Origin of the sequence: Streptomyces sp. R44, from assembly GCF_041053105.1 — a bacterium.
Lineage (GTDB): Bacteria > Actinomycetota > Actinomycetes > Streptomycetales > Streptomycetaceae > Streptomyces.
Map to the genome: position 1 here is coordinate 4,426,682 of NZ_CP163444.1, position 18,583 is coordinate 4,445,264.

Genomic DNA, 18,583 nt, shown 5'->3' on the forward strand with positions numbered 1-18,583 from the left:
GCGCCCGGCTGCGCTACGCGTTCGTAACTTGACACCGATGAATGTGACAATGCCCGGCGGCTGCGTCAAGGGGTCGGACGGCGACCCTGTGGAAAAGTCCGTACGACCGCCGCGGGAAAGACTTTCGTCTCGACGCCCTTACGGGCTTGTACTCCTGAAGTGGGAGAAGGATCGAGCCGTTGGGCTGACGACTGCTGTGGCGCACACCACTACCGTCGAAGCGTGACTGTGATCGCCACCGAAAGCCTCAGCAAGCGGTTCCCCCGGGTGACCGCTCTCGACCGGCTCTCCCTGGACATCGGGCCCGGTGTGACCGGACTGGTGGGTGCCAACGGAGCCGGCAAGTCCACGATGATCAAAATCCTGCTCGGGCTCTCCCCCGCCACGGAGGGCAGCGCCCAGGTCCTGGGCCTCGACGTCCGGACCCACGGCCCGGAGATCCGCGAGCGCGTCGGATACATGCCCGAGCACGACTGCCTCCCGCCCGACGTCTCGGCCACCGAGTTCGTCGTCCACATGGCGCGGATGTCCGGGCTGCCCGCGACCGCCGCCCGCGAGCGGACCGCCGACACCCTGCGCCACGTCGGCCTGTACGAGGAGCGCTACCGCCCGATCGGCGGCTACTCGACGGGCATGAAGCAGCGGGTGAAGCTGGCCCAGGCGCTGGTCCACGACCCGAAGCTGGTCCTCCTCGACGAGCCGACCAACGGCCTCGACCCGGTCGGCCGGGACGAGATGCTCGGACTGATCCGCCGGGTCTGGACCGACTTCGGCATCTCCGTCCTCGTCACCTCGCACCTCCTGGGCGAGCTGGAGCGCACCTGCGACCACGTCGTCGTCATCGACGGCGGCCGGCTGCTCCGCTCCAGCTCCACCAGCGACTTCACCCGGACCACCACGACCCTCGCCGTCGAGGTCACCGACTCCGACGCGCACCCCGACGGCACGCGTGCGCTCCGCGACGCGCTGGCCGCCGCCGGTGTGACGATCCACCCGGGCGTGGAGGACGGCCTGCCGGGCGCCGGCCACATCCTGCTCCTGGAGACGGCCGGCGAGGAGACGTACGACCTGGTGCGGGACACCGTCGCCGGTCTCGGCCTCGGTCTCGTCCGCATGGAACAGCGCCGTCACCACATCGCCGAGGTCTTCAAGGCGACGGACCAGGAGGAGGTGGCGGCTCGATGAGCACCCAGACCCCCGACACCACCCAGATCCACAACATCGGCTACCGGTCCTACGACGGCCCGCGCCTCGGCCGGGCGTACGCGCGCAGGTCGCTGTTCTCGCAGTCGCTGCGCGGCGCGTACGGCCTGGGCCGCAGCGCCAAGTCCAAGGTGCTGCCGATGCTGCTCTTCGCGGTGATGTGCGTCCCGGCGCTCATCATCGTCGCCATCTCGGTGTACACCAAGGCCGACAAGCTGTTCATGGAGTACACCCAGTACGCGATCTACCTCCAGCTCGTCATCGCCGTCTTCCTGGCCTCCCAGGCCCCGCAGTCGGTCTCCCGCGACCTGAGGTTCCGGACGGTCCCGCTGTACTTCTCGCGGCCGATCGAGCGCGTGGACTACGTGCTCGCCAAGTTCGGCGCGATGGCCTCGGCGCTGTTCGTCCTCACCGCCGCCCCGCTGCTGATCCTGTGGATCGGCTCGATGCTGGCCAAGATGGACTTCGCCGAGCAGGCCAAGCTGTTCGGCCAGGGCATCGTCTCCGTCGCGATCCTGTCGGTGCTCTTCGGCGGCATCGGCCTGGTCATGGCCGCGCTCACCCCGCGCCGCGGCTTCGGAGTCGCCGCCGTGATCGCCGTCCTCACCATCTCGTACGGAGCGGTCTCCACCCTCCAGGGCATCTCCTACGCCACCGAGAACACCGGCTCCATCGTCTGGCTCGGCCTGTTCTCCCCCCTCACCCTCGTCATCGGCCTGCAGAACGCCTTCCTCGGCGCTCCCGCCTCCTTCCCCGGCGAGATGCACGTCGGGGCCGGGGTGGGCGTGGTCTACCTGCTGGTCGTCCTCGGCCTCGTAGCCGCCTGCTACGGCATCCTGATGCGCCGCTACCGAAAGGTCGGACTGTGAGCACCTTGCACATCGACCACGTCTCCCGCTGGTTCGGAAACGTCGTAGCGGTCAACGACGTCACGATGTCGATCAGCCCCGGCGTCACCGGTCTCCTCGGCCCCAACGGCGCCGGAAAGTCCACCCTCATCAACATGATGGGCGGCTTCCTCGACCCCTCCACCGGCAGCGTGACCCTCGACGGCCAGCCCGTCTGGCGCAACGAGTCGGTCTACCGCTCCATCGGCGTCGTCCCCGAGCGGGAGGCGATGTACGACTTCCTCACCGGCCGCGAGTTCGTCGTGGCCAACGCCGAGCTCCAGGGCCTCGGCGCGGCGGAGGCCCAGCGGGCGCTCGCGACCGTCGAGATGGAGTACGCGCAGGACCGGAAGATCTCCACGTACAGCAAGGGCATGCGGCAGCGCGTGAAGATGGCCTCGGCCCTCGTCCACGAGCCGTCCGTGCTGCTGCTCGACGAGCCGTTCAACGGCATGGACCCGCGCCAGCGCATGCAGCTCATGGAGCTGCTGCGGCGGATGGGCGCGGACGGGCGCACGGTCCTCTTCTCCTCGCACATCCTGGAGGAGGTCGAGCAGCTCGCCTCCCACATCGAGGTGATCGTGGCCGGACGGCACGCCGCCTCCGGCGACTTCCGGCGGATCCGCCGCCTGATGACCGACCGGCCGCACCGCTATGTGATCCGCTCCAGCGACGACCGGGCGCTCGCCGCCGCGCTGATCGCCGATCCGTCCACGGCCGGCATCGAGGTCGACGCGGTGGACGGCGGACTGCGGATCCAGGCCGTCGACTTCGGACGGTTCACCGAGCTGCTGCCGAAGGTCGCGCGGGAGCGGGGCATCCGTCTCCTCACGGTCTCGCCCTCGGACGAGTCCCTCGAATCCGTCTTCTCGTATCTCGTCGCGGCCTGAAAGGAGCACGACCCCGATGTACGACCCCACTGTCGCCCGGCTCACCTACCGGGCCCTCCTCGGCCGCCGGCGGGCGGCGATCCTCTTCCTGCTGCCCGCCCTGCTCGTGCTCATCGCCGCGGCCGTCCGCGTGCTCAACGGTGCGGACGACCAGGTCGCGGCCGATCTCCTCGGCGGCTTCGCGCTCGCCACGATGGTCCCGCTGATCGGTGTCATCGCCGGCACGGGCGCGATCGGCCCGGAGATCGACGACGGCTCCATCGTCTATCTGCTCTCCAAGCCGGTGAAGCGGTCGACGATCATCACGACCAAGCTGATCGTGGCCATCGCCGTCACCATGGTCTTCTCGGCCGTCCCGACGCTGATCGCCGGCTTCATCCTCAACGGCAACGGCCAGCAGGTGGCCGTCGCCTACACGGTGGCCGCGCTCGTCGCCTCCATCGCCTACAGCGCCCTGTTCCTGCTGCTCGGCACCGTCAGCCGGCACGCCGTGGTGATCGGCCTGGTCTACGCCCTGGTGTGGGAGGCCCTCTTCGGCTCCCTGATCGCCGGCGCCCGGACCCTGAGCGTCCAGCAGTGGGCGCTGGCCCTGGCGGAGAAGGTCACCGGCGACGGCCTGGTCACCTCCGAGGTCGGGCTGCCGACCGCGGTGACGCTCCTGGTGGCGGTCACGGTCGCGGCGACCTGGTTCGCCGCCCAGAAGCTGAGCAGACTGACCCTGGCCGGCGAGGAGTAGGACGACAGAGACGAAGCGGTACGGCTCCGAGGGGCGTCGCCCGGAACCGGGAGGCCCACCCCGAGCCGTACCGCCCCCGCCCTCGTCTCCCGGACTCTCGTCTCCCGGGCCCTCGTCTCAGACCGTCCGGGCCCGGGCCGCGAGGAGCCCGACGGCGAGGGCCGTCGCGCAGACGCCGAGGACGCCGCAGATCGGCAGGGTCCAGGAGCCGGTGGCCTGGTGGAGGGCGCCGGCCGCCAGCGGCCCCGCGGCGGCCATCAGATAGCCGACCGTCTGGGCCATCCCGGACAGCCGGGCCGCCGTCACCGCGTCCCCGGAGCGCAGCACGATCAGGGTCAGGGCGAGGCCGAGGGCGCCTCCCTGGCCGACGCCGAGGACCGCCGACCAGAGCCAGGCGCCCTCCACGGGGGCCACCATCAGACCGGCGTAGCCGGCCGCGACGAGCGTCGTGACCAGCACGATCAGCGGGCGCTGGCTGCGCATCCGGCCGCTGAGCAGCGGCACGGCGAAGGCACCGGCGACCTGGATCAGGTTGTTGAAGGCGAAGACCATGCCGGCCGTGGAGCGGCTCATCCCGTGGTCGGTGAAGATCGTCGGCATCCAGGCGATCAGCACGTACGACCAGAGCGACTGCAGGCCCATGAAGAGGGTGACCTGCCAGGCGAGCGGCGAGCGCCAGACGCTCACCGGGCGGGCGCCGCCGGCCGGGACGGCCCGTACCTCGTGTCCCGTACGACCACGGGCGATCAGCACCTGGGGGAGCCAGGCGAGGGCCGCGACCGCGGCGAGCAGCGACCAGAAGCCGAGGGAGGCCTCCCAGCCGCCGCCCAGGGCGTTCTCCAGGGGGACCGCGACCGCCGCGGCGACCGTCGCGCCGGCGACCATCGCGCCCGTGTAGACCGAGGTCATCGACGCGGCCCGGTCCGGGAAGTCACGCTTGATCAGGCCCGGCATCAGCACGTTGAGCAGGGCGATCGCGGTGCCGACGAGGACCCCGCCGGCGTACAGCGCGTACACGGAGGGCAGTACGCGCGCGAGGATGCCGATTCCGAGCAGCAGGAGCGCCGCGAACAGCACGCGCTCGGCGCCGAAGCGGCGGACGAGCCAGGGCGCCACCAGGGCGCCCAGGCCGAGGAACAGCACCGGCACCGAGGTGACGAGCGAACTCGCGGTCGCCGAGAGGCCGAAGGCGGCGGATATCTCGCCGACCAGCGGCGCCACGCTCGCGAGCGCGACCCGCATGTTGAGCGAGGCGAGGACGATGCCGACGAGGAGCACCGCCGGGTGCGCGAGCAGGGCGCGCCGGGCCGCCGCCCCCTCGGCCGAGGGCCGTACCCCGGCCTCGGCGTCGACGAGTACGCGGTTCTCCTCCTCGGTCCTCATCGGTTCTGCTCCGTCAGCGCCGCGACCGTCTCCATGGGGACCCGCAGCAGTTCGCGGGCCTGCCGCTCCGCGGCCTCCGGGTCGCCGGCCTCGACGGCCGCAACCAGGGCCTCGTGGGCGTCGATGTCGACCGGGGGCATCTCCCGGTCGCCGAGGGCCTCCACCAGGACCTCGTGCACCTGCGTGGAGAAGAAGCGGTACACCTCGACGAAGGCGGTGTTGTGGGTGGCGCCGACGACGGCGAGGTGGAAGGCGAGGTCCGCGTCCGCGTCCCGGTCGCCCTCCTCCCGCAGGGTGGTCAGGGCGGCCCGCAGCCGCAGCAGGTCGTGGGTGTCGCGCCGGGCGGCCGCGAGCCGGGCGGCCTCCGCCTCCAGGGCGACCCGCAGTTCGAGGACGTCGGCCGCGCCCGCGTGCCGGACGCCGTGGAGCACGGCGGCCGGGTCGGCGGTCGACCGGACGAAGGTGCCGTTGCCCTGACGGGACTCCAGGAGGCCGGCGTGGACGAGGACCCGGACCGCCTCGCGGACGGTGTTCCGGCCCACGCCGAGCTGCTGCGCGAGCTCGTGCTCGGTCGGGATGCGGTCGCCGACCGCCCACTCCCCTTCGGTGAGCTGCGTGCGCAGCTGTTCCACCACGGAGTCCACCAGCGAGGTCCGCCCCGCCGCCTTGAGTGCCATGGAAATCCTCTATTCGCCCGGTTGCCCAGTCATCCTACAAGTGACCTCCCTCGCGCCCCCGGCCGGCCCGCAGCGACCGGACTACTGTGGGCTCGTACGTGTGCCGAACACCCTCACCACCCTCGGGAGTCAGTCATGTCAGACCGCTTCGACGTCGTCGTACTCGGAGCTGGCCCCGGCGGCTACGTCGCCGCCATCCGCGCCGCCCAGCTGGGCAAGCGGGTCGCGGTCGTCGAGGAGAAGTACTGGGGCGGTGTCTGCCTGAACGTCGGCTGCATCCCCACCAAGGCGCTGCTGCGCAACGCCGAGCTCGCCCACATCTTCAACCACGAGGCGAAGACCTTCGGCATCAAGGTCGACGGCACCGTCTCCTTCGACTACGGCGAGGCCTTCCGCCGCAGCCGCTCGGTCGCGGACGGCCGCGTCAAGGGCGTCCACTTCCTCATGAAGAAGAACGGGATCACCGAGTTCAACGGCCGGGGCACCTTCCTCGACGCGAACACCCTCCAGGTGGCCAAGGCCGACGGCACGTCGGAGACGATCACCTTCGACAACTGCATCATCGCGACCGGTGCCTCCCCGCGCCTGCTCCCGGGCACGGCCCTCAGCGACCGCGTCGTCTCGTACGAGCAGCAGATCCTCGCCGAGGACGCCCCGAAGTCGATCGTCATCGCCGGCGCCGGCGCCATCGGCATCGAGTTCGCGTACGTGCTGAACAACTACGGCACCAAGGTCACGATCGTCGAGTTCCTCGACCGGGTCGCCCCGCTGGAGGACGAGGAGGTGTCGAAGGAGCTGGCGAAGCAGTACCGCAAGCTCGGCATCGACGTCCTGACCTCCACGCGCGTCGAGGCCATCGACGAGTCCGGCCCGCAGGTCCGCGTCACCGTCACCGGCAAGGACGGCGTCCAGAAGGTCCTGGAGGCCGACAAGGTCCTCCAGGCCATCGGCTTCGCCCCGAACGTCTCCGGCTACGGCCTGGAGAACACCGGCGTCGCCCTGACCGAGCGCGGCGCGATCGACGTCGACGGCCGCTGCCGCACCTCCGTGCCGCACATCTACGCCATCGGTGACGTCACCGCGAAGCTGATGCTCGCGCACACCGCCGAGGCCATGGGCGTCATCGCGGCCGAGACCATCGGGGACGCCGAGACGATGGAGCTCGACTACCCGATGATCCCCCGCGCGACCTACTGCCAGCCGCAGATCGCCAGCTTCGGCTGGACCGAGGCGCAGGCCCGCGAGAAGGGCTACGACGTCAAGGTCGCCAAGTTCCCGTTCGTCGCGAACGGCAAGGCGCACGGCCTCGGCGACGCCACCGGTTTCGTCAAGATCGTCGCCGACGCGAAGTACGGCGAGATCATCGGCGCCCACCTGATCGGCCCCGACGTCACCGAGCTGCTGCCCGAGCTGACGCTGGCCCAGCAGTGGGACCTCACGGTCCACGAGGTCGCCCGGAACGTGCACGCGCACCCGACCCTGGGCGAGGCCGTGAAGGAAGCGATCCACGGTATTGCGGGACACATGATCAATTTCTGAGGTTTCTCCCGGCTTCGGGTGATAGGCACTGAAAGGTGCCGAGCAGAACCTCTCCGGGTGAAACCCCTCCGGGCGAAACCCCACCGGGTGGCGAACCGTCCCGGCCGATCAGGTCGTGGGTGTGTTCGTCACCCGGTACGCATGTGTGGCTGGCGGTCATCGCGATCACCAGCCTCGTCATCGCGCTCGTCCCCCACGGCCTGGAGACCTATCTCCTCCACCGCAACAGCAGCAATCTCCACCAGCTCGCCCACCACCCCATGCGGGCCCTGCTCGGCAGCGCGTTCTGGATCGAGAACCCGGCCGACCTCCTCCTGTACGCGGTGCTCTTCGAGGTCTTCCACGCCCCCGTGGAACGCTGGCTCGGCACCCCGAAATGGCTCTTCACCGTCGCCACCGCCCACATCGCGGCCACGCTCATCAGCCAGCAGGTGGTCCTCGTGGCGATCCGGCTCCACGACGTGCCGCGCAGCATGGCCCATGTCGTCGACATCGGGGTCAGCTACGGCCTCGCCGCCTCCGCCGGGATCCTGACCTACCGGCTCCCGAACCCCTGGCGCTGGCTCTACCTCCCCGCGGTCCTGGCGTTCTTCCTCGTCCCGCTCGCCACCGACCGCACCTACACCGACCTCGGCCACGCGATCTCGCTGGCGATCGGTCTGGCCTGCTACCCGCTGACGCGCGGAAAACCGGTCGCCCCCGAACGGGCGCCCGGCGCACACTAGTTGCACGGGGGACACGGGGGATCTCCCGGGTGCGGCCGCTTCGAGCGCGCGGACCCTCGGTCCGCGCGGGCCGCGAACCCACGAAGGCCCGCTCCCTCCGGGGAGCGGGCCTTCGCGCAGAACTCGGCAGCTCAGCCTGCCAGCAGGCGCTCCAGGACGACCGCGATGCCGTCCTCCTCGTTCGAGGCCGTCACCTCGTCCGCCACCGCCCGCAGCTCCTCGTGCGCGTTGCCCATGGCCACGCCGTGCGCCGCCCAGCCGAACATCGGGATGTCGTTGGGCATGTCGCCGAAGGCGATCGTCTCCGCGGCCTTCACGCCGAGCCGGCGCGCCGCGAGCGACAGACCGGTCGCCTTGCTCAGACCGAGCGGAAGGATCTCCACGATGCCCGGGCCCGCCATGACGACGTCCACGAGTCCGCCGACCGTCTCCCGCGCGACCCGGGTCAGCTCGTCGTCGCTCAGCGTCGGGTGCTGGACGTACAGCTTGGTCAGCGGCGCCGACCACAGCTCCGCCGGGTCCTCGTACGCCACGTACGGCAGGGGCCCTTCGTGGGCCTTGTAGCCCGGACCCATCAGGACCTCGCCGTCCAGACCGTCGCGGCTGGCGGCCAGCGCCAGCGGGCCCACCTCCGCCTCGATCTTGGAGAGGGCGAGCCCCGCGAGCTGCCGGTCCAGGGTCAGCGAGGTCAGCAGCCGGTGCTCACCGGCGTGGTAGACCTGCGCGCCCTGCCCGCACACCGCGATCCCCTGGTAGCCGAGGTCGTCGAGGATGTGCCGGGTCCAGGGCACCGCCCGGCCGGTGACCACGATGTGCGCGGCACCCGCCGCCGTCACGGCGGCGAGCGCGTCCCGCGTGCGGTCCGAGACGGACTCGTCGGCCCGCAGCAGCGTGCCGTCGAGGTCCGTCGCGACCAGGCGGTAGGGGAAGGGGCTCACTTGGCGATCGGCTCCAGGACCTCACGGCCGCCGAGGTACGGGCGGAGGATCTCGGGCACGCGCACCGAACCGTCGGCCAGCTGGTGGTTCTCGAGGATCGCCACGATCGTGCGCGGGACGGCGCACAGCGTGCCGTTCAGGGTGGCCAGCGGCTGCACCGTCTTCTTGCCGCCCTGCTCGTCGCGCATGCGGACGGAGAGCCGACGGGCCTGGAAGCTGTCGCAGTTCGACGCGGAGGTCAGCTCGCGGTACTTGCCCTGCGTCGGGATCCACGCCTCGCAGTCGAACTTGCGGGAGGCGGAGGCGCCGAGGTCACCGGTGGCGACGTCGATGACCTGGAACGGCAGCTCCAGGGAGGTCAGCCACTGCTTCTCCCAGTCCAGGAGCCGCTTGTGCTCGTTCTCCGCGTCCTCGGGCGCGACGTACGAGAACATCTCGACCTTGTCGAACTGGTGGACGCGGAAGATGCCCCGGGTGTCCTTGCCGTACGTGCCGGCCTCGCGGCGGAAGCAGGGCGAGAAGCCCGCGTACCGCAGCGGCAGCTTGTCGGCCTCGATGATCTCGTCCATGTGGTACGCGGCGAGGGGCACCTCGGACGTGCCGACGAGGTAGTAGTCGTCCTTCTCCAGGTGGTACACGTTCTCCGCGGCCTGGCCGAGGAAGCCGGTGCCCTCCATGGCGCGCGGACGGACCAGCGCCGGGGTCAGCATCGGGATGAAGCCGGCCTCGGTGGCCTGGGCGATCGCGGCGTTGACCAGGGCGAGCTCAAGGAGCGCGCCGACACCGGTCAGGTAGTAGAAGCGCGAGCCGGAGACCTTGGCGCCCCGCTCGACGTCGATGGCGCCGAGGGCCTCGCCCAGCTCCAGATGGTCCTTGGGCTCGAAGCCCTCGGCCGCGAAGTCGCGGATGGTGCCGTGCGTCTCCAGGACGACGAAGTCCTCCTCGCCGCCGACCGGGACGTCCGTGTGGACGATGTTCCCGAGCTGGAGCAGCAGCGCGCGGGCCGTCTCGTTAGCCTCGTTCTGCTCGGCCTCGGCGGCCTTGACGTCGGTCTTGAGCTGCTCGGCCTTCTGCAGGAGCTCGGCGCGCTCCTCGGGGGAGGCCTTGGGGATCAGCTTGCCGAGCGCCCTCTGCTCGGATCGGAGCTCGTCGAAGCGGACGCCGGACGACCTGCGCCGCTCATCGGCGGAGAGCAGGGCGTCGACGAGCGCGACGTCCTCTCCACGGGCGCGCTGGGAGGCGCGAACACGGTCGGGGTCCTCACGGAGCAGGCGAAGGTCAATCACCCCACCAGGCTACCGGTGCGCGTTCGCGTGCCCCCACCGGATAAGGGTGCGCGTGTTGATTCGCCCGAATTGAGACGCGAGGAAATGTGGACGGCCGGCCGCCGGCATTCACTTATCCACAGGCTGTGCGGAAGATCTGTGGACTACCGAGAAGATCACGGGGATTTCCCTCATCGTCCCTGAGAATTCCGTGATCAAACACCATTGACGCACTCATTTGGGTGGGAATTGCTCGCTCCAACGAGTGGGTCCGCAGAGGGCCGCTGACGAGGGCGTCCGTGGCGCTCTGTGGATGGCGCACGCAGTGGCGGGGGGTGAGTGGGGTGATTTGTCGACCTTGTCTCGGCGTGGTGTCGACTTGTCCCCAGGTCTCACGGGATCCTGTGGATAACCTCTGTGGGTAACCGAAAAGTATGCAGGTAGGACTAGTGGTTCGTACCTGTGGACGAACGCTCCCGGGGCCGGGAGCGTTCGGTCACCATCGGATCAGGCCCGACCGTCCTGGGCCCTCGCCAGCCAGTCGGAGGCCTCCATGAACTCCACGTCCGAAGTGCCGCGCCGCAGCGCCCGTACGTCCTCGACCGCGACGCCCGCCCGCGGGTACGAGCCGAGGAACCGCACGTTGGGGCAGATCCGCTTGAGACCCATCAGCGCCTCGCCCACCCGCCGGTCCGCGATGTGGCCCTCGGCGTCCACGGCGAAGCAGTAGTTCCCGATCCCCGCCCCCGTGGGCCGGGACTGGATCAGCATCAGGTTCACCCCGCGCACCGCGAATTCCTGGAGCAGTTCGAGGAGGGCACCCGGATGATCGTCACCCAGCCACAGCACCACCGAGGTCTTGTCCGCGCCCGTCGGGGCCGCCGGCCGGGCCGGCCGGCCCACGAGCACGAACCGGGTCTCGGCGTTCTCCGCGTCGTGGATCTCGGTGACCAGCGCTTCGAGGCCGTACGTCGCCGCAGCGAACTCCCCCGCGAAGGCGGCGTCGAAGCGGCCCTCCTGCACGAGCCGGGCCCCGTCCGCGTTGGAGGCGGCCGACTCCCACACCGCCTCGGGCAGGTGGGCCCGCAGCCAGTTCCGGACCTGCGGCTGGGCCACCGGATGGCCCGTGACCGTCTTGATCTCCGAGAGCTTGGTCCCGGGGCGGACGAGCAGCGCGAAGGCGATCGGGAGGAGCACCTCGCGGTAGATCATCAGCGGCTCGCCGGAGGCCAGTTCGTCCAGGGTCGCGGTCACCCCGCCCTCGACCGAGTTCTCGATCGGTACGAGCGCGGCGGCGGCCTCCCCGTTCCGTACGGCGTCGAGGGCGGCCGGGACCGAGACCATGGGCACGAGTTCCCGCGTCGCGGCCTCGGGCAGCGTGCGCAGCGCCGCTTCGGTGAAGGTGCCTTCAGGGCCGAGATAGGTGTACCGGGTGGCGGACATACCGTCACCCTAATGGTCGCCGCGGGAGCGAGCCGCCGTCCGAGCGAGGGCTCTCACTCCTCGGACGGGGGCGCGCTCCGGCCGGGCCGGTCAGGCCTCCAGGAGGCGCTGGCCCACGTACTCGCCCTCGGCGGGACCGCCCGGGACCGCGAAGAGCCCGCTCGCCTCGTGGCGGATGAACGCGGACAGCGCGTCGCCCCGGTCGAGCTTGCGCTGCACCGGGACGAAGCCCCTGAGCGGGTCCGCCTGCCAGCAGACGAAGAGCAGACCCGCGTCCGGGGTCCCGTCCGGGCCGATCCCGTCGTGGAAGGAGAACGGCCTGCGCAGCATCGCCGCCCCGCCGTTCTGTTCGGGGGCGGAGATCCGGGAGTGGGCGTTGTCCGGGATCACCGTCTTCCCGTCCGGACCGATCTTGTTCAGGTCGAGCTCGGTGGTCTCGGAGCCGCCGGTGAGCGGGGCCCCGTCGGACTTCCGGCGCCCGATCACCTTCTCCTGCCGGTCCAGCGGCAGCTTCTCCCAGTCGTCGAGCAGCATCCGGATCCGGCGCACCACCGCGTACGAGCCGCCGGCCATCCAGTCCTGCGCGCCGCCGGCCCCGGCCGGGACGAAGATCCGCCGGTCGAAGTCGGGGTCGGTGGGCTTCGGGTTGCCCGTGCCGTCGACCTGGCCCATCAGATTGCGGGCGGTCATCGGCTGCGCGGTGGCACCGGCCGAGCGGTTGAAGCCGTTCATCTGCCAGCGCACCCGGGCCGCGTCCCCGGCGTCCTTCTGGACGGCGCGGAGCGCGTGGAAGGCGACGAGCGCGTCGTCGGCACCGATCTGCACCCAGAGATCGCCCTCCGAGCGCCGGGGGTCCAGGGCGTCGGAGGAGAACGCGGGCAGCGGGTCGAGACCGGCGGGTCGGCGCGAGGTCAGTCCGGTGCGGTCGAAGAAGGTGCGGCCGAAGCCGAAGGTGACCGTGAGGGAGGAGGGACCCGCGTCGAGCGCGACACCGGTGTCCTCGGCCGGGGCCCTGCCCGCCATCAGCACCTTCGCCGTGGCCGACCAGCGGCGCAGCAGGGCGGTGGCCTCCTTGCGGCCGGCGCCGGGGGCGAGGTCGAAGGCGATCAGATGACCGCGGGACTGAAGGGGGGTGGTGATGCCCGCCTGATGTTTCCCGTGAAACATCACCGCGGTCGAGCCGACGGTGGTCAGCGCCGGGGCGCCGCCGGCTCCGGTACCGGCGGTGTCGTCGCCGGACAGGGCCGCGGAGATCCCGGCGCCGCCGGCCGCGCCGACGACGAGGCCGGCGGCTCCGGCCGCGCCGACGGTGCCGAGCAGGCGCCGGCGGGAGAGCTCAAGGTTGTCGCTGTCGGTCACTGGGCTCAGCCGATCTTCACGTTCTTGTCGATGGTGGTCTGGTCGATCTCGGAGGTACGGACGGTCACCTGGATCTTCCATTCGCCCGGCATGGGGATCTGGACGCCGCTCGCGCTCCAGTGTCCGGTCTGGATCCGGTCGGGGGCGACGGGCAGCGGGCCCACGTCCTTCGCCTCCAGGGTGAGGGCGATCTTGATCTCGGGGACGTCCAGCGGCTTGCCGTTGGGGCGCTCGACGAAGATGTGGAGCGCGTTGGCGCCGGTGCGTCCGGGGTCGAAGGTGAGACGGACGACGCCCTTGCCGTCGACGCCGCCGGTGTCGAAGGGCAGCCGGATGTCGACGGGCCGGTCGGGCACGGCGGCCGGGCCGGAGGCGGAGGTGGCACGGCCGGCCTCCTCCTCGGTGCGGCCGGGCTCGGTCGAGGTGAGCACGGTGGTGACGGCGAGGAGGACGACGGCGACGGCGGCCTCGGTCAGCACCGAGCGGCGCAGACCGGCCCGCTCGGGGTCGGCGTCCCGCTCCCGCTTGCGCCGGGCGGTGGCGACGGCGGCCCGCTGCCGGGCGAGCTGCGCGGCCCGCTCGGGGTCGACGGCTTCGGCGGGTTCTTCGGAGCCCTGCGCGGCCTCGGCGTCCTGCGCGGTCTCCTGCGCGGCCTCGTCCGCGCCCTCCTCCGGGTCTCCGTCCGCTTCCGGGTTTCCGTCCGCTTCCGGTGTCGCCTGGTCGGCCAGGCGTCGGGTCCAGCGGCGGGAGATCCAGGCGATGCCGATGAGGACCGCCATGAGACCGATCTTGACCAGGAGCAGCTGGCCGTACCGGGTGCCGGTCAGCGCGGACCAGGAGCCGACCTGGCGCCAGGACTGGTAGAGCCCGGTGGCCGCGAGGACGGCCACGGAGCCGAAGGCCACCTTGGAGAAGCGCTCGACCGCGGAGCGCTCGACGGACGGCGCCCGGTAGAGGGCGACGAGCAGCACGGTGAGGCCGCCGAGCCAGGCGGCGACGGCGAGAAGGTGCAGGATGTCGACGGGCATGGCGATGCCGGGCTGGAGACCGGTCGAGGCGTGCTCGGCCAGGGCCCAGGTGCCGGCGATGCCGGCGGCGACGACGGTGCCGCCGAGACCGAGTCCGAAGGCGAGGTCCTTCTTCTCCTTCGGGTCGGTGCGGCGGGCGTAGGCGCCGAAGAGGACGGCCACGAAGAGCGCGGCCGCGCCGAGCAGCAGCAGCCGGGAGGTGAGCGCGGCGCCGGTCTTCGTCTCCAGGACGGCCTTCAGGCCGGCCAGGTCGAAGGCGTCGGAGAGCTTCCCGGAGCCGGTGTACGGGCTGCGCAGGAGCAGCATCGCCAGGGTGGCGCCGGTGAGGGTCAGCCAGCCGCGGACGACGGTCTGCTGGACGGGGCGGACGCTCGCGCCGCGCGGCCAGCAGGCCAGGACGAAGGCGCCGCCGCCGACGAGGACGGCGAATCCGGCGTACGAGAGGTAGCGGGCGATGCCGTAGAGGGCGCCGACGAGGCCGCCCCCGGGCGCCCGGTCGGGCAGGGCGACGGAGGTCTGGGAGGGAGCGCCGATGGAGAAGGTGAACGCACCGGCGACGGGGTGGCTGTCGGACGAGACGGCCTGCCAGGCCACGGTGTACGTGCCGTCGGGCAGTCCGGCGCGGAGCCCCACCCCGTACCGGACGACGGAGCCGCTGCACAGGTCGCGTATCTCGCCGGTGTCGGCCCGGCGGCCCGCCGGGTCGAGGACCCGGATGGCGTCGGCGCTCATGGCGACCTGTTCGGAGAAGGTCAGGTTGACCTCCTTGGGGGCGGTGGCGACCACCGCCCCGTCCTTCGGGTCGCTGCCGGTGAGCGCCGCGTGCGCGGAGGCGGGGGCGGCGCCGGCGAGCAGCGTGCCGAGGAGCGCGGCCGCGAGGATCAGCAGCCGTGCCAGGGCGTTGCCGAGGCGCGGGGCGGTGGTTGTCATCTGTGTGTCACTCCGTCAACGAGCTCAGTGCTGCTGCGGGTTGTGGTTGGGGGCTTCGACGGGAAGGTCGACCTTGATGGGGTCGGACTTCTCGAAGTGGAGCTCGACGGCGACCTTCTCGCCCTGCTTCGGCTTCGACTTCAGTGCCATGAACATGATGTGGCTGCCGCCGCGTTCGAGCTTCAGCTCCCCGTTCGCGGGGATGTCGAAGGACGTCACCTGCTGCATCTTCTGGTTCTTCGTCTCGTGCAGGGTGATGTCGTCCGAGAGCGAGCTGCTGACGGAGGTCAGTTTGTCCGCGCTGCCGCTGTCGTTCTTGATGGTGAGGAAGCCGCCGGCCATGTCCATCACCGGCTGGGGCATGAACGCGCCGCTGACCTGCAGATCGGGCTTGCTCCCGGAGGACGAGCACCCGGTCAGTGCGAGAGCGGCGGCGAGCGCCACGGCGGCGGACAGGGCGGTGGTGCGGCGGGTCACGGGTTCTCCCCCTTGATGATCTTCGGCAGGTCCTTGGCGTAGTCGTCGACGCTCGCGTCCTCGCCGTACAGGACGTAGCCCTGGTCGGTGGTGGGCGAGAAGGCGATCACCTGGGCGCCGTGCATGGAGACGACGTTGCCGTCCTTGTCCTTGGTCGCCGGGTCGATGCCGATGCCGATCTGCCGGGCGCCCGCCTGGATGGCGGAGAAGTCGCCGGTGAGGCCGGTGAAGGAGGGGTCGCCGGCGGCGGGCAGCCACTTGGCGAGCTCGGCGGAGGTGTCCCGCTCGGGGTCGGTGGTGACGAAGACGACCTGGAGCTTGTCCTGGTCGGCCTTGGGGAGCTGCTTCTTGGCGATGGCGATGTTGCTCATCGTCAGGGGGCAGACGTCGGGGCAGTGCGTGTAGCCGAAGTAGATGAGGGTCGGCTTGCCCTTGGTGCGCTCCCGCAGGTCGTACTTCTGGCCCTTGGTGTCGGTGAGGACGAGCGCGGGCTTGGTGAACGGCCGGTCGAGGACGGTGGCGGCCTTGGTGGAATCGGTGCCGCCGGACACCTCGGCGACGGCCGAGGAGCCCGAGGGCTTGTCGTCGTTGCCACCGAGGCCGACGGCGGCGGTGACGCCGATCGCGGCGACGATCGCGACGGCCGCGATGACCAGCGGCGTGCGCCGCCCGGGACGGTCCGTTGCCGTCCCGGGCGTCTTCTGCTCAGACATGGTGCTTCTTCCGGGTTTCGGGTGGGGGTCCGGCCGTCAGGCCGAGCGGCGGCGGCCGGCGAGGACGCCGAAGGCGATACCGGCGACACCGATGAGGATGCCGACGACACCGAGGACGCGCGCCGTGGTGTCGGTGGACGAGGAGGAGGCGGTCTCCTCGTGGTCGGCCGTCTCGTGGTCGTGACCGGCCTTCTCGTCCGTCCCCGCCGAGGCCGACGCGGACGGGGCGGCGCCGCCGCCGTGGTGGTCGGCGGAGGCGGCGGAGAGCTTCAGGACGGGGGCCGGGTTCTCGGGCTCCTCGGCGCCCTCCTTCTGCTCCTCGATCCAGCGCACGACCTCCTTGTTGTCGTACGTCTGGATCGCCTTGAGGACCAGTTCGTCGGTGTCCTCCGGCAGCTGGCCGAGGGAGAGCGGGAACTGCTGGAACTGGCCGGGGCCGATCTTCGAGCCGTCGGCGGTCCAGGTGACCTTGGAGACGGCCTCGTTGATCTTCTTGCCGTGCAGCTCCAGCGGCTTGCTGAGCTTGCTCTTGGTCACCTCGGCCTTCCAGCCGGGGAGGGGCTGCGGCATGACGGAGGCCAGCGGGTGGTCGAGCGGGAAGTTGACCTCGAGCTTCACGGTGGAGGCGTTGTCGCGCTCGTTCGGCACCTTGATGTTGACGGTCGCGTAGCCGCCCTTGGCCGCCTCGCCCTGCGGCTGCACGCTGACGTGCGCGAAGGCGGTGCCGGACAGCAGCACCACGGAGGAGAGGGCGATGCCGCCGGCGAGGGCGGCGCGGGTGACGGAGACACGGGACATGCTCATGGCAGAAGACACTCCAGCTCGAAAGATCACAGAGAGGTGAGGGCGTCGGCGCGCCGGGGGACCGGAGTCCCGCACAGGCGTACGGACAGGCGCGGCCCACTCCCGTCGAGCGGTGAGCGGTCCGCGTCAGGCTGCGAGAACGCAGTCGGCGGCCGGGGGGCCGCGCCTGATCACCGTGTGCTGAAGGGCCTCGGCCACCGGCGGCGGCGAGGAGTCGGAGGTCGTACGGAGGGTCCGCCGCGGTCCTGTGCGCGGCGCCGCCGGCAGTCCGGCGAGCAGGGCCCGTACGAGACGGAGCGCGGCCCGCAGGGAGCGCACGAGGGCGCATTCGGCGAGCTCCGTGGCGCCCTGCTCGGAGAGCTCCACGAGCCGGCCGAGGGCGCGGTCGCCGCGGCGCAGCAGCCAGCCCGTGGCCAGCGCGGCCAGGAGGTGGCCGAGGAGCATGGGCAGACCCGGCACCAGCTCACCGGCGGGCGCGGTCGCCATCGCGGCCGTGTGGCCCATGTGGGCGTGCGCGGCGGCGGCCGGGTCGACTCCGGCGTCGGTGAGGATCCGGGTGGCGTCGGTGGGGCTGAGGGACGCCGTCCCCGCTCCGCAGACCAGCCGGGCGGCCATCCGGACGAGGGCGTCGTCGGCCTGGCCGCTCAGGGCGAGCTGCCGCTGGCCGAGCCCGAAGAGGACGTGCAGGCCGAGCTGCCCGCCGGCGAGGGCGCCGACGACGAAGCCGAGGGACCGCTCCCGGCCGGTGAAGAGCACCGTGATGCCGAAGACGCCGAGGAAACCGGCGACGACGGTCCACAGGGCGATGCCCGCGCAGGCGGCGAGGGCGTGGCCCAGCGCGGACAGCACGACGCAGACCGCGGTGAACACCGCGGCCCTCAGCAGCCGTGGAGCGAGCGCGGGGGCAGTCATGGCGGGCCCATCATCGCACCACGCACCGCACCGCCATGAGGCAGGTCCGGAAGGTCACCCTTGGGCCTCTTCGCGGTGACATACACCGACGCGGCCGCACGGTCATCCGCCGAACGAGCGCTCTTGACGCCTCCCGGTGCTTACGGACCGTCCGCTCCGGCAATAGGTATCGGTATGTCGAGCCGCTGCCGGGAGGCTGGAGCATGAGCATCTGGTGGTCACTCCATCTGCGGCGCGAGGCCGCGAGCGTGCCGCTCGCACGGAGGCTTCTGCTGGGCACGATGGAGACGGCGGGTGTCGATCCCGACGTGTCGTACGAGTTGTCGGTCGCGCTGACCGAGGCGTGTGCCAACGCCGTCGAGCACGGCGGCGCGCACGGCCCCCGCGAACAGGGCGGGGCGTACCGGGTGACGGCGTACCTGGACGGCGAGACCTGCCGCATCGAGGTCGCCGATTCGGGTCCGGGCTTCCCGGGAAGCGCCGTCCCGGCCGTCCCGTCCGACGAGGCCGAGCACGGCCGGGGGCTGCGGCTGATCGAGGAGCTGGCCGATCACGTGCAGTTCGGGAACCGCTCGGGCCGGGGCGGGGCCGTGGTCAGCTTCGACAAGATCCTGAAGTGGCGGGACAGCCCCTCGCTCCTCATGGCGTGACGTACGGGTGTGACGTACGGGTGT

At 71.3% G+C, this 18,583-nt stretch carries 18 protein-coding genes; 7 read left to right on the forward strand and 11 right to left on the reverse strand.

The genetic code is table 11. The features are described from left to right. Nucleotides 1–228 precede the first annotated feature (228 nt). Genes AB5J54_RS20495 through AB5J54_RS20510 form a run of 4 tightly spaced genes read left to right on the forward strand, consistent with a single transcriptional unit; the run spans nt 229 to nt 3,716 of the window. Nucleotides 229–1,185 carry an ABC transporter ATP-binding protein gene (locus AB5J54_RS20495; RefSeq protein WP_369149409.1) on the forward strand — a complete coding sequence of 319 codons (957 nt, stop codon included), beginning with the start codon at nt 229–231 and terminating at the stop codon, nt 1,183–1,185. Beyond that, complete coding sequence (locus AB5J54_RS20500) at nt 1,182–2,072, forward strand: ABC transporter permease (protein ID WP_369145364.1); 891 nt, start codon at nt 1,182–1,184, stop codon at nt 2,070–2,072. The genes AB5J54_RS20495 and AB5J54_RS20500 overlap by 4 nt, the downstream gene beginning before the upstream one ends. Then, entirely contained in the window at nt 2,069–2,980 is a 912-nt protein-coding gene (locus tag AB5J54_RS20505) for an ABC transporter ATP-binding protein (protein WP_369145365.1), read from the forward strand. Before AB5J54_RS20500 ends, AB5J54_RS20505 begins: the two co-directional genes overlap by 4 nt. Nucleotides 2,981–2,996: 16 nt before the next feature. Beyond that, entirely contained in the window at nt 2,997–3,716 is a 720-nt protein-coding gene (locus AB5J54_RS20510) for an ABC transporter permease (protein ID WP_369145366.1), read from the forward strand. Nucleotides 3,717–3,833: 117 nt separating this feature from the next. Here AB5J54_RS20510 and AB5J54_RS20515 read toward each other — a convergent pair whose 3' ends face one another. Then, complete coding sequence (locus tag AB5J54_RS20515) at nt 3,834–5,099, reverse strand: CynX/NimT family MFS transporter (protein WP_369145367.1); 1,266 nt, start codon at nt 5,097–5,099, stop codon at nt 3,834–3,836. Next, entirely contained in the window at nt 5,096–5,776 is a 681-nt protein-coding gene (locus AB5J54_RS20520) for a FadR/GntR family transcriptional regulator (protein WP_369145368.1), read from the reverse strand. The genes AB5J54_RS20515 and AB5J54_RS20520 overlap by 4 nt, the downstream gene beginning before the upstream one ends. Nucleotides 5,777–5,911: 135 nt before the next feature. Here AB5J54_RS20520 and lpdA point away from each other — a divergent pair, with 135 nt between their 5' ends. After that, nucleotides 5,912–7,315, forward strand: coding sequence for a dihydrolipoyl dehydrogenase (lpdA, locus tag AB5J54_RS20525; protein WP_365225593.1), 1,404 nt, complete (start codon nt 5,912–5,914; stop codon nt 7,313–7,315). A gap of 107 nt (nt 7,316–7,422) precedes the next feature. Continuing rightward, complete coding sequence (locus AB5J54_RS20530) at nt 7,423–8,040, forward strand: rhomboid-like protein (RefSeq protein WP_369149410.1); 618 nt, start codon at nt 7,423–7,425, stop codon at nt 8,038–8,040. Between the two features lie 131 nt (nt 8,041–8,171). On the opposite strand, the gene AB5J54_RS20535 is transcribed toward AB5J54_RS20530, so the two are convergent. From AB5J54_RS20535 to AB5J54_RS20575, 9 genes are all read right to left on the reverse strand, one after another. Next, nucleotides 8,172–8,978, reverse strand: a complete 807-nt coding sequence (locus AB5J54_RS20535; RefSeq protein ID WP_369145369.1) for an HAD family hydrolase — start codon at nt 8,976–8,978, stop codon at nt 8,172–8,174. Further along, nucleotides 8,975–10,264, reverse strand: coding sequence for a serine--tRNA ligase (serS, locus tag AB5J54_RS20540; protein WP_369145370.1), 1,290 nt, complete (start codon nt 10,262–10,264; stop codon nt 8,975–8,977). The genes AB5J54_RS20535 and serS overlap by 4 nt, the downstream gene beginning before the upstream one ends. A gap of 486 nt (nt 10,265–10,750) precedes the next feature. Next, on the reverse strand, nt 10,751–11,686 hold the full coding sequence (pheA, locus tag AB5J54_RS20545) for a prephenate dehydratase (RefSeq protein WP_369145371.1): 936 nt from the start codon (nt 11,684–11,686) through the stop codon (nt 10,751–10,753). Nucleotides 11,687–11,776: 90 nt separating this feature from the next. Beyond that, nucleotides 11,777–13,045: an iron uptake transporter deferrochelatase/peroxidase subunit gene (gene efeB, locus AB5J54_RS20550; RefSeq protein ID WP_369145372.1), complete on the reverse strand. Its 1,269-nt coding sequence runs from the start codon at nt 13,043–13,045 to the stop codon at nt 11,777–11,779. Between the two features lie 5 nt (nt 13,046–13,050). Next, entirely contained in the window at nt 13,051–15,003 is a 1,953-nt protein-coding gene (locus AB5J54_RS20555; protein WP_369145373.1) for a copper resistance protein CopC, read from the reverse strand. A 24-nt stretch (nt 15,004–15,027) separates the two neighbouring features. Then, nucleotides 15,028–15,480, reverse strand: a complete 453-nt coding sequence (locus AB5J54_RS20560) for a copper chaperone PCu(A)C (protein WP_369145374.1) — start codon at nt 15,478–15,480, stop codon at nt 15,028–15,030. Then, complete coding sequence (locus tag AB5J54_RS20565; RefSeq protein WP_369145375.1) at nt 15,477–16,193, reverse strand: SCO family protein; 717 nt, start codon at nt 16,191–16,193, stop codon at nt 15,477–15,479. The genes AB5J54_RS20560 and AB5J54_RS20565 overlap by 4 nt, the downstream gene beginning before the upstream one ends. A gap of 36 nt (nt 16,194–16,229) precedes the next feature. After that, on the reverse strand, nt 16,230–16,997 hold the full coding sequence (locus AB5J54_RS20570; protein WP_369145376.1) for a YcnI family protein: 768 nt from the start codon (nt 16,995–16,997) through the stop codon (nt 16,230–16,232). A 126-nt stretch (nt 16,998–17,123) separates the two neighbouring features. Continuing rightward, nucleotides 17,124–17,909, reverse strand: a complete 786-nt coding sequence (locus tag AB5J54_RS20575) for a hypothetical protein (RefSeq protein WP_369145377.1) — start codon at nt 17,907–17,909, stop codon at nt 17,124–17,126. Nucleotides 17,910–18,112: 203 nt separating this feature from the next. Here AB5J54_RS20575 and AB5J54_RS20580 point away from each other — a divergent pair, with 203 nt between their 5' ends. Continuing rightward, on the forward strand, nt 18,113–18,559 hold the full coding sequence (locus tag AB5J54_RS20580) for an ATP-binding protein (protein ID WP_369145378.1): 447 nt from the start codon (nt 18,113–18,115) through the stop codon (nt 18,557–18,559). Nucleotides 18,560–18,583 lie beyond the last annotated feature (24 nt).

Bases quoted from the DNA above. Each gene is read 5' to 3' on its own strand.
- AB5J54_RS20565 (WP_369145375.1), bottom strand. From the start codon at position 16,193: ATGTCTGAGCAGAAGACGCCCGGGACGGCAACGGACCGTCCCGGGCGG.
- AB5J54_RS20515 (WP_369145367.1), bottom strand. From the start codon at position 5,099: ATGAGGACCGAGGAGGAGAACCGCGTACTCGTCGACGCCGAGGCCGGG.
- AB5J54_RS20500 (WP_369145364.1), top strand. From the start codon at position 1,182: ATGAGCACCCAGACCCCCGACACCACCCAGATCCACAACATCGGCTAC.
- AB5J54_RS20555 (WP_369145373.1), bottom strand. From the start codon at position 15,003: ATGACAACCACCGCCCCGCGCCTCGGCAACGCCCTGGCACGGCTGCTG.
- lpdA (WP_365225593.1), top strand. From the start codon at position 5,912: ATGTCAGACCGCTTCGACGTCGTCGTACTCGGAGCTGGCCCCGGCGGC.
- AB5J54_RS20580 (WP_369145378.1), top strand. From the start codon at position 18,113: ATGAGCATCTGGTGGTCACTCCATCTGCGGCGCGAGGCCGCGAGCGTG.
- pheA (WP_369145371.1), bottom strand. From the start codon at position 11,686: ATGTCCGCCACCCGGTACACCTATCTCGGCCCTGAAGGCACCTTCACC.
- AB5J54_RS20575 (WP_369145377.1), bottom strand. From the start codon at position 17,909: ATGACTGCCCCCGCGCTCGCTCCACGGCTGCTGAGGGCCGCGGTGTTC.
- AB5J54_RS20570 (WP_369145376.1), bottom strand. From the start codon at position 16,997: ATGAGCATGTCCCGTGTCTCCGTCACCCGCGCCGCCCTCGCCGGCGGC.
- AB5J54_RS20520 (WP_369145368.1), bottom strand. From the start codon at position 5,776: ATGGCACTCAAGGCGGCGGGGCGGACCTCGCTGGTGGACTCCGTGGTG.
- AB5J54_RS20510 (WP_369145366.1), top strand. From the start codon at position 2,997: ATGTACGACCCCACTGTCGCCCGGCTCACCTACCGGGCCCTCCTCGGC.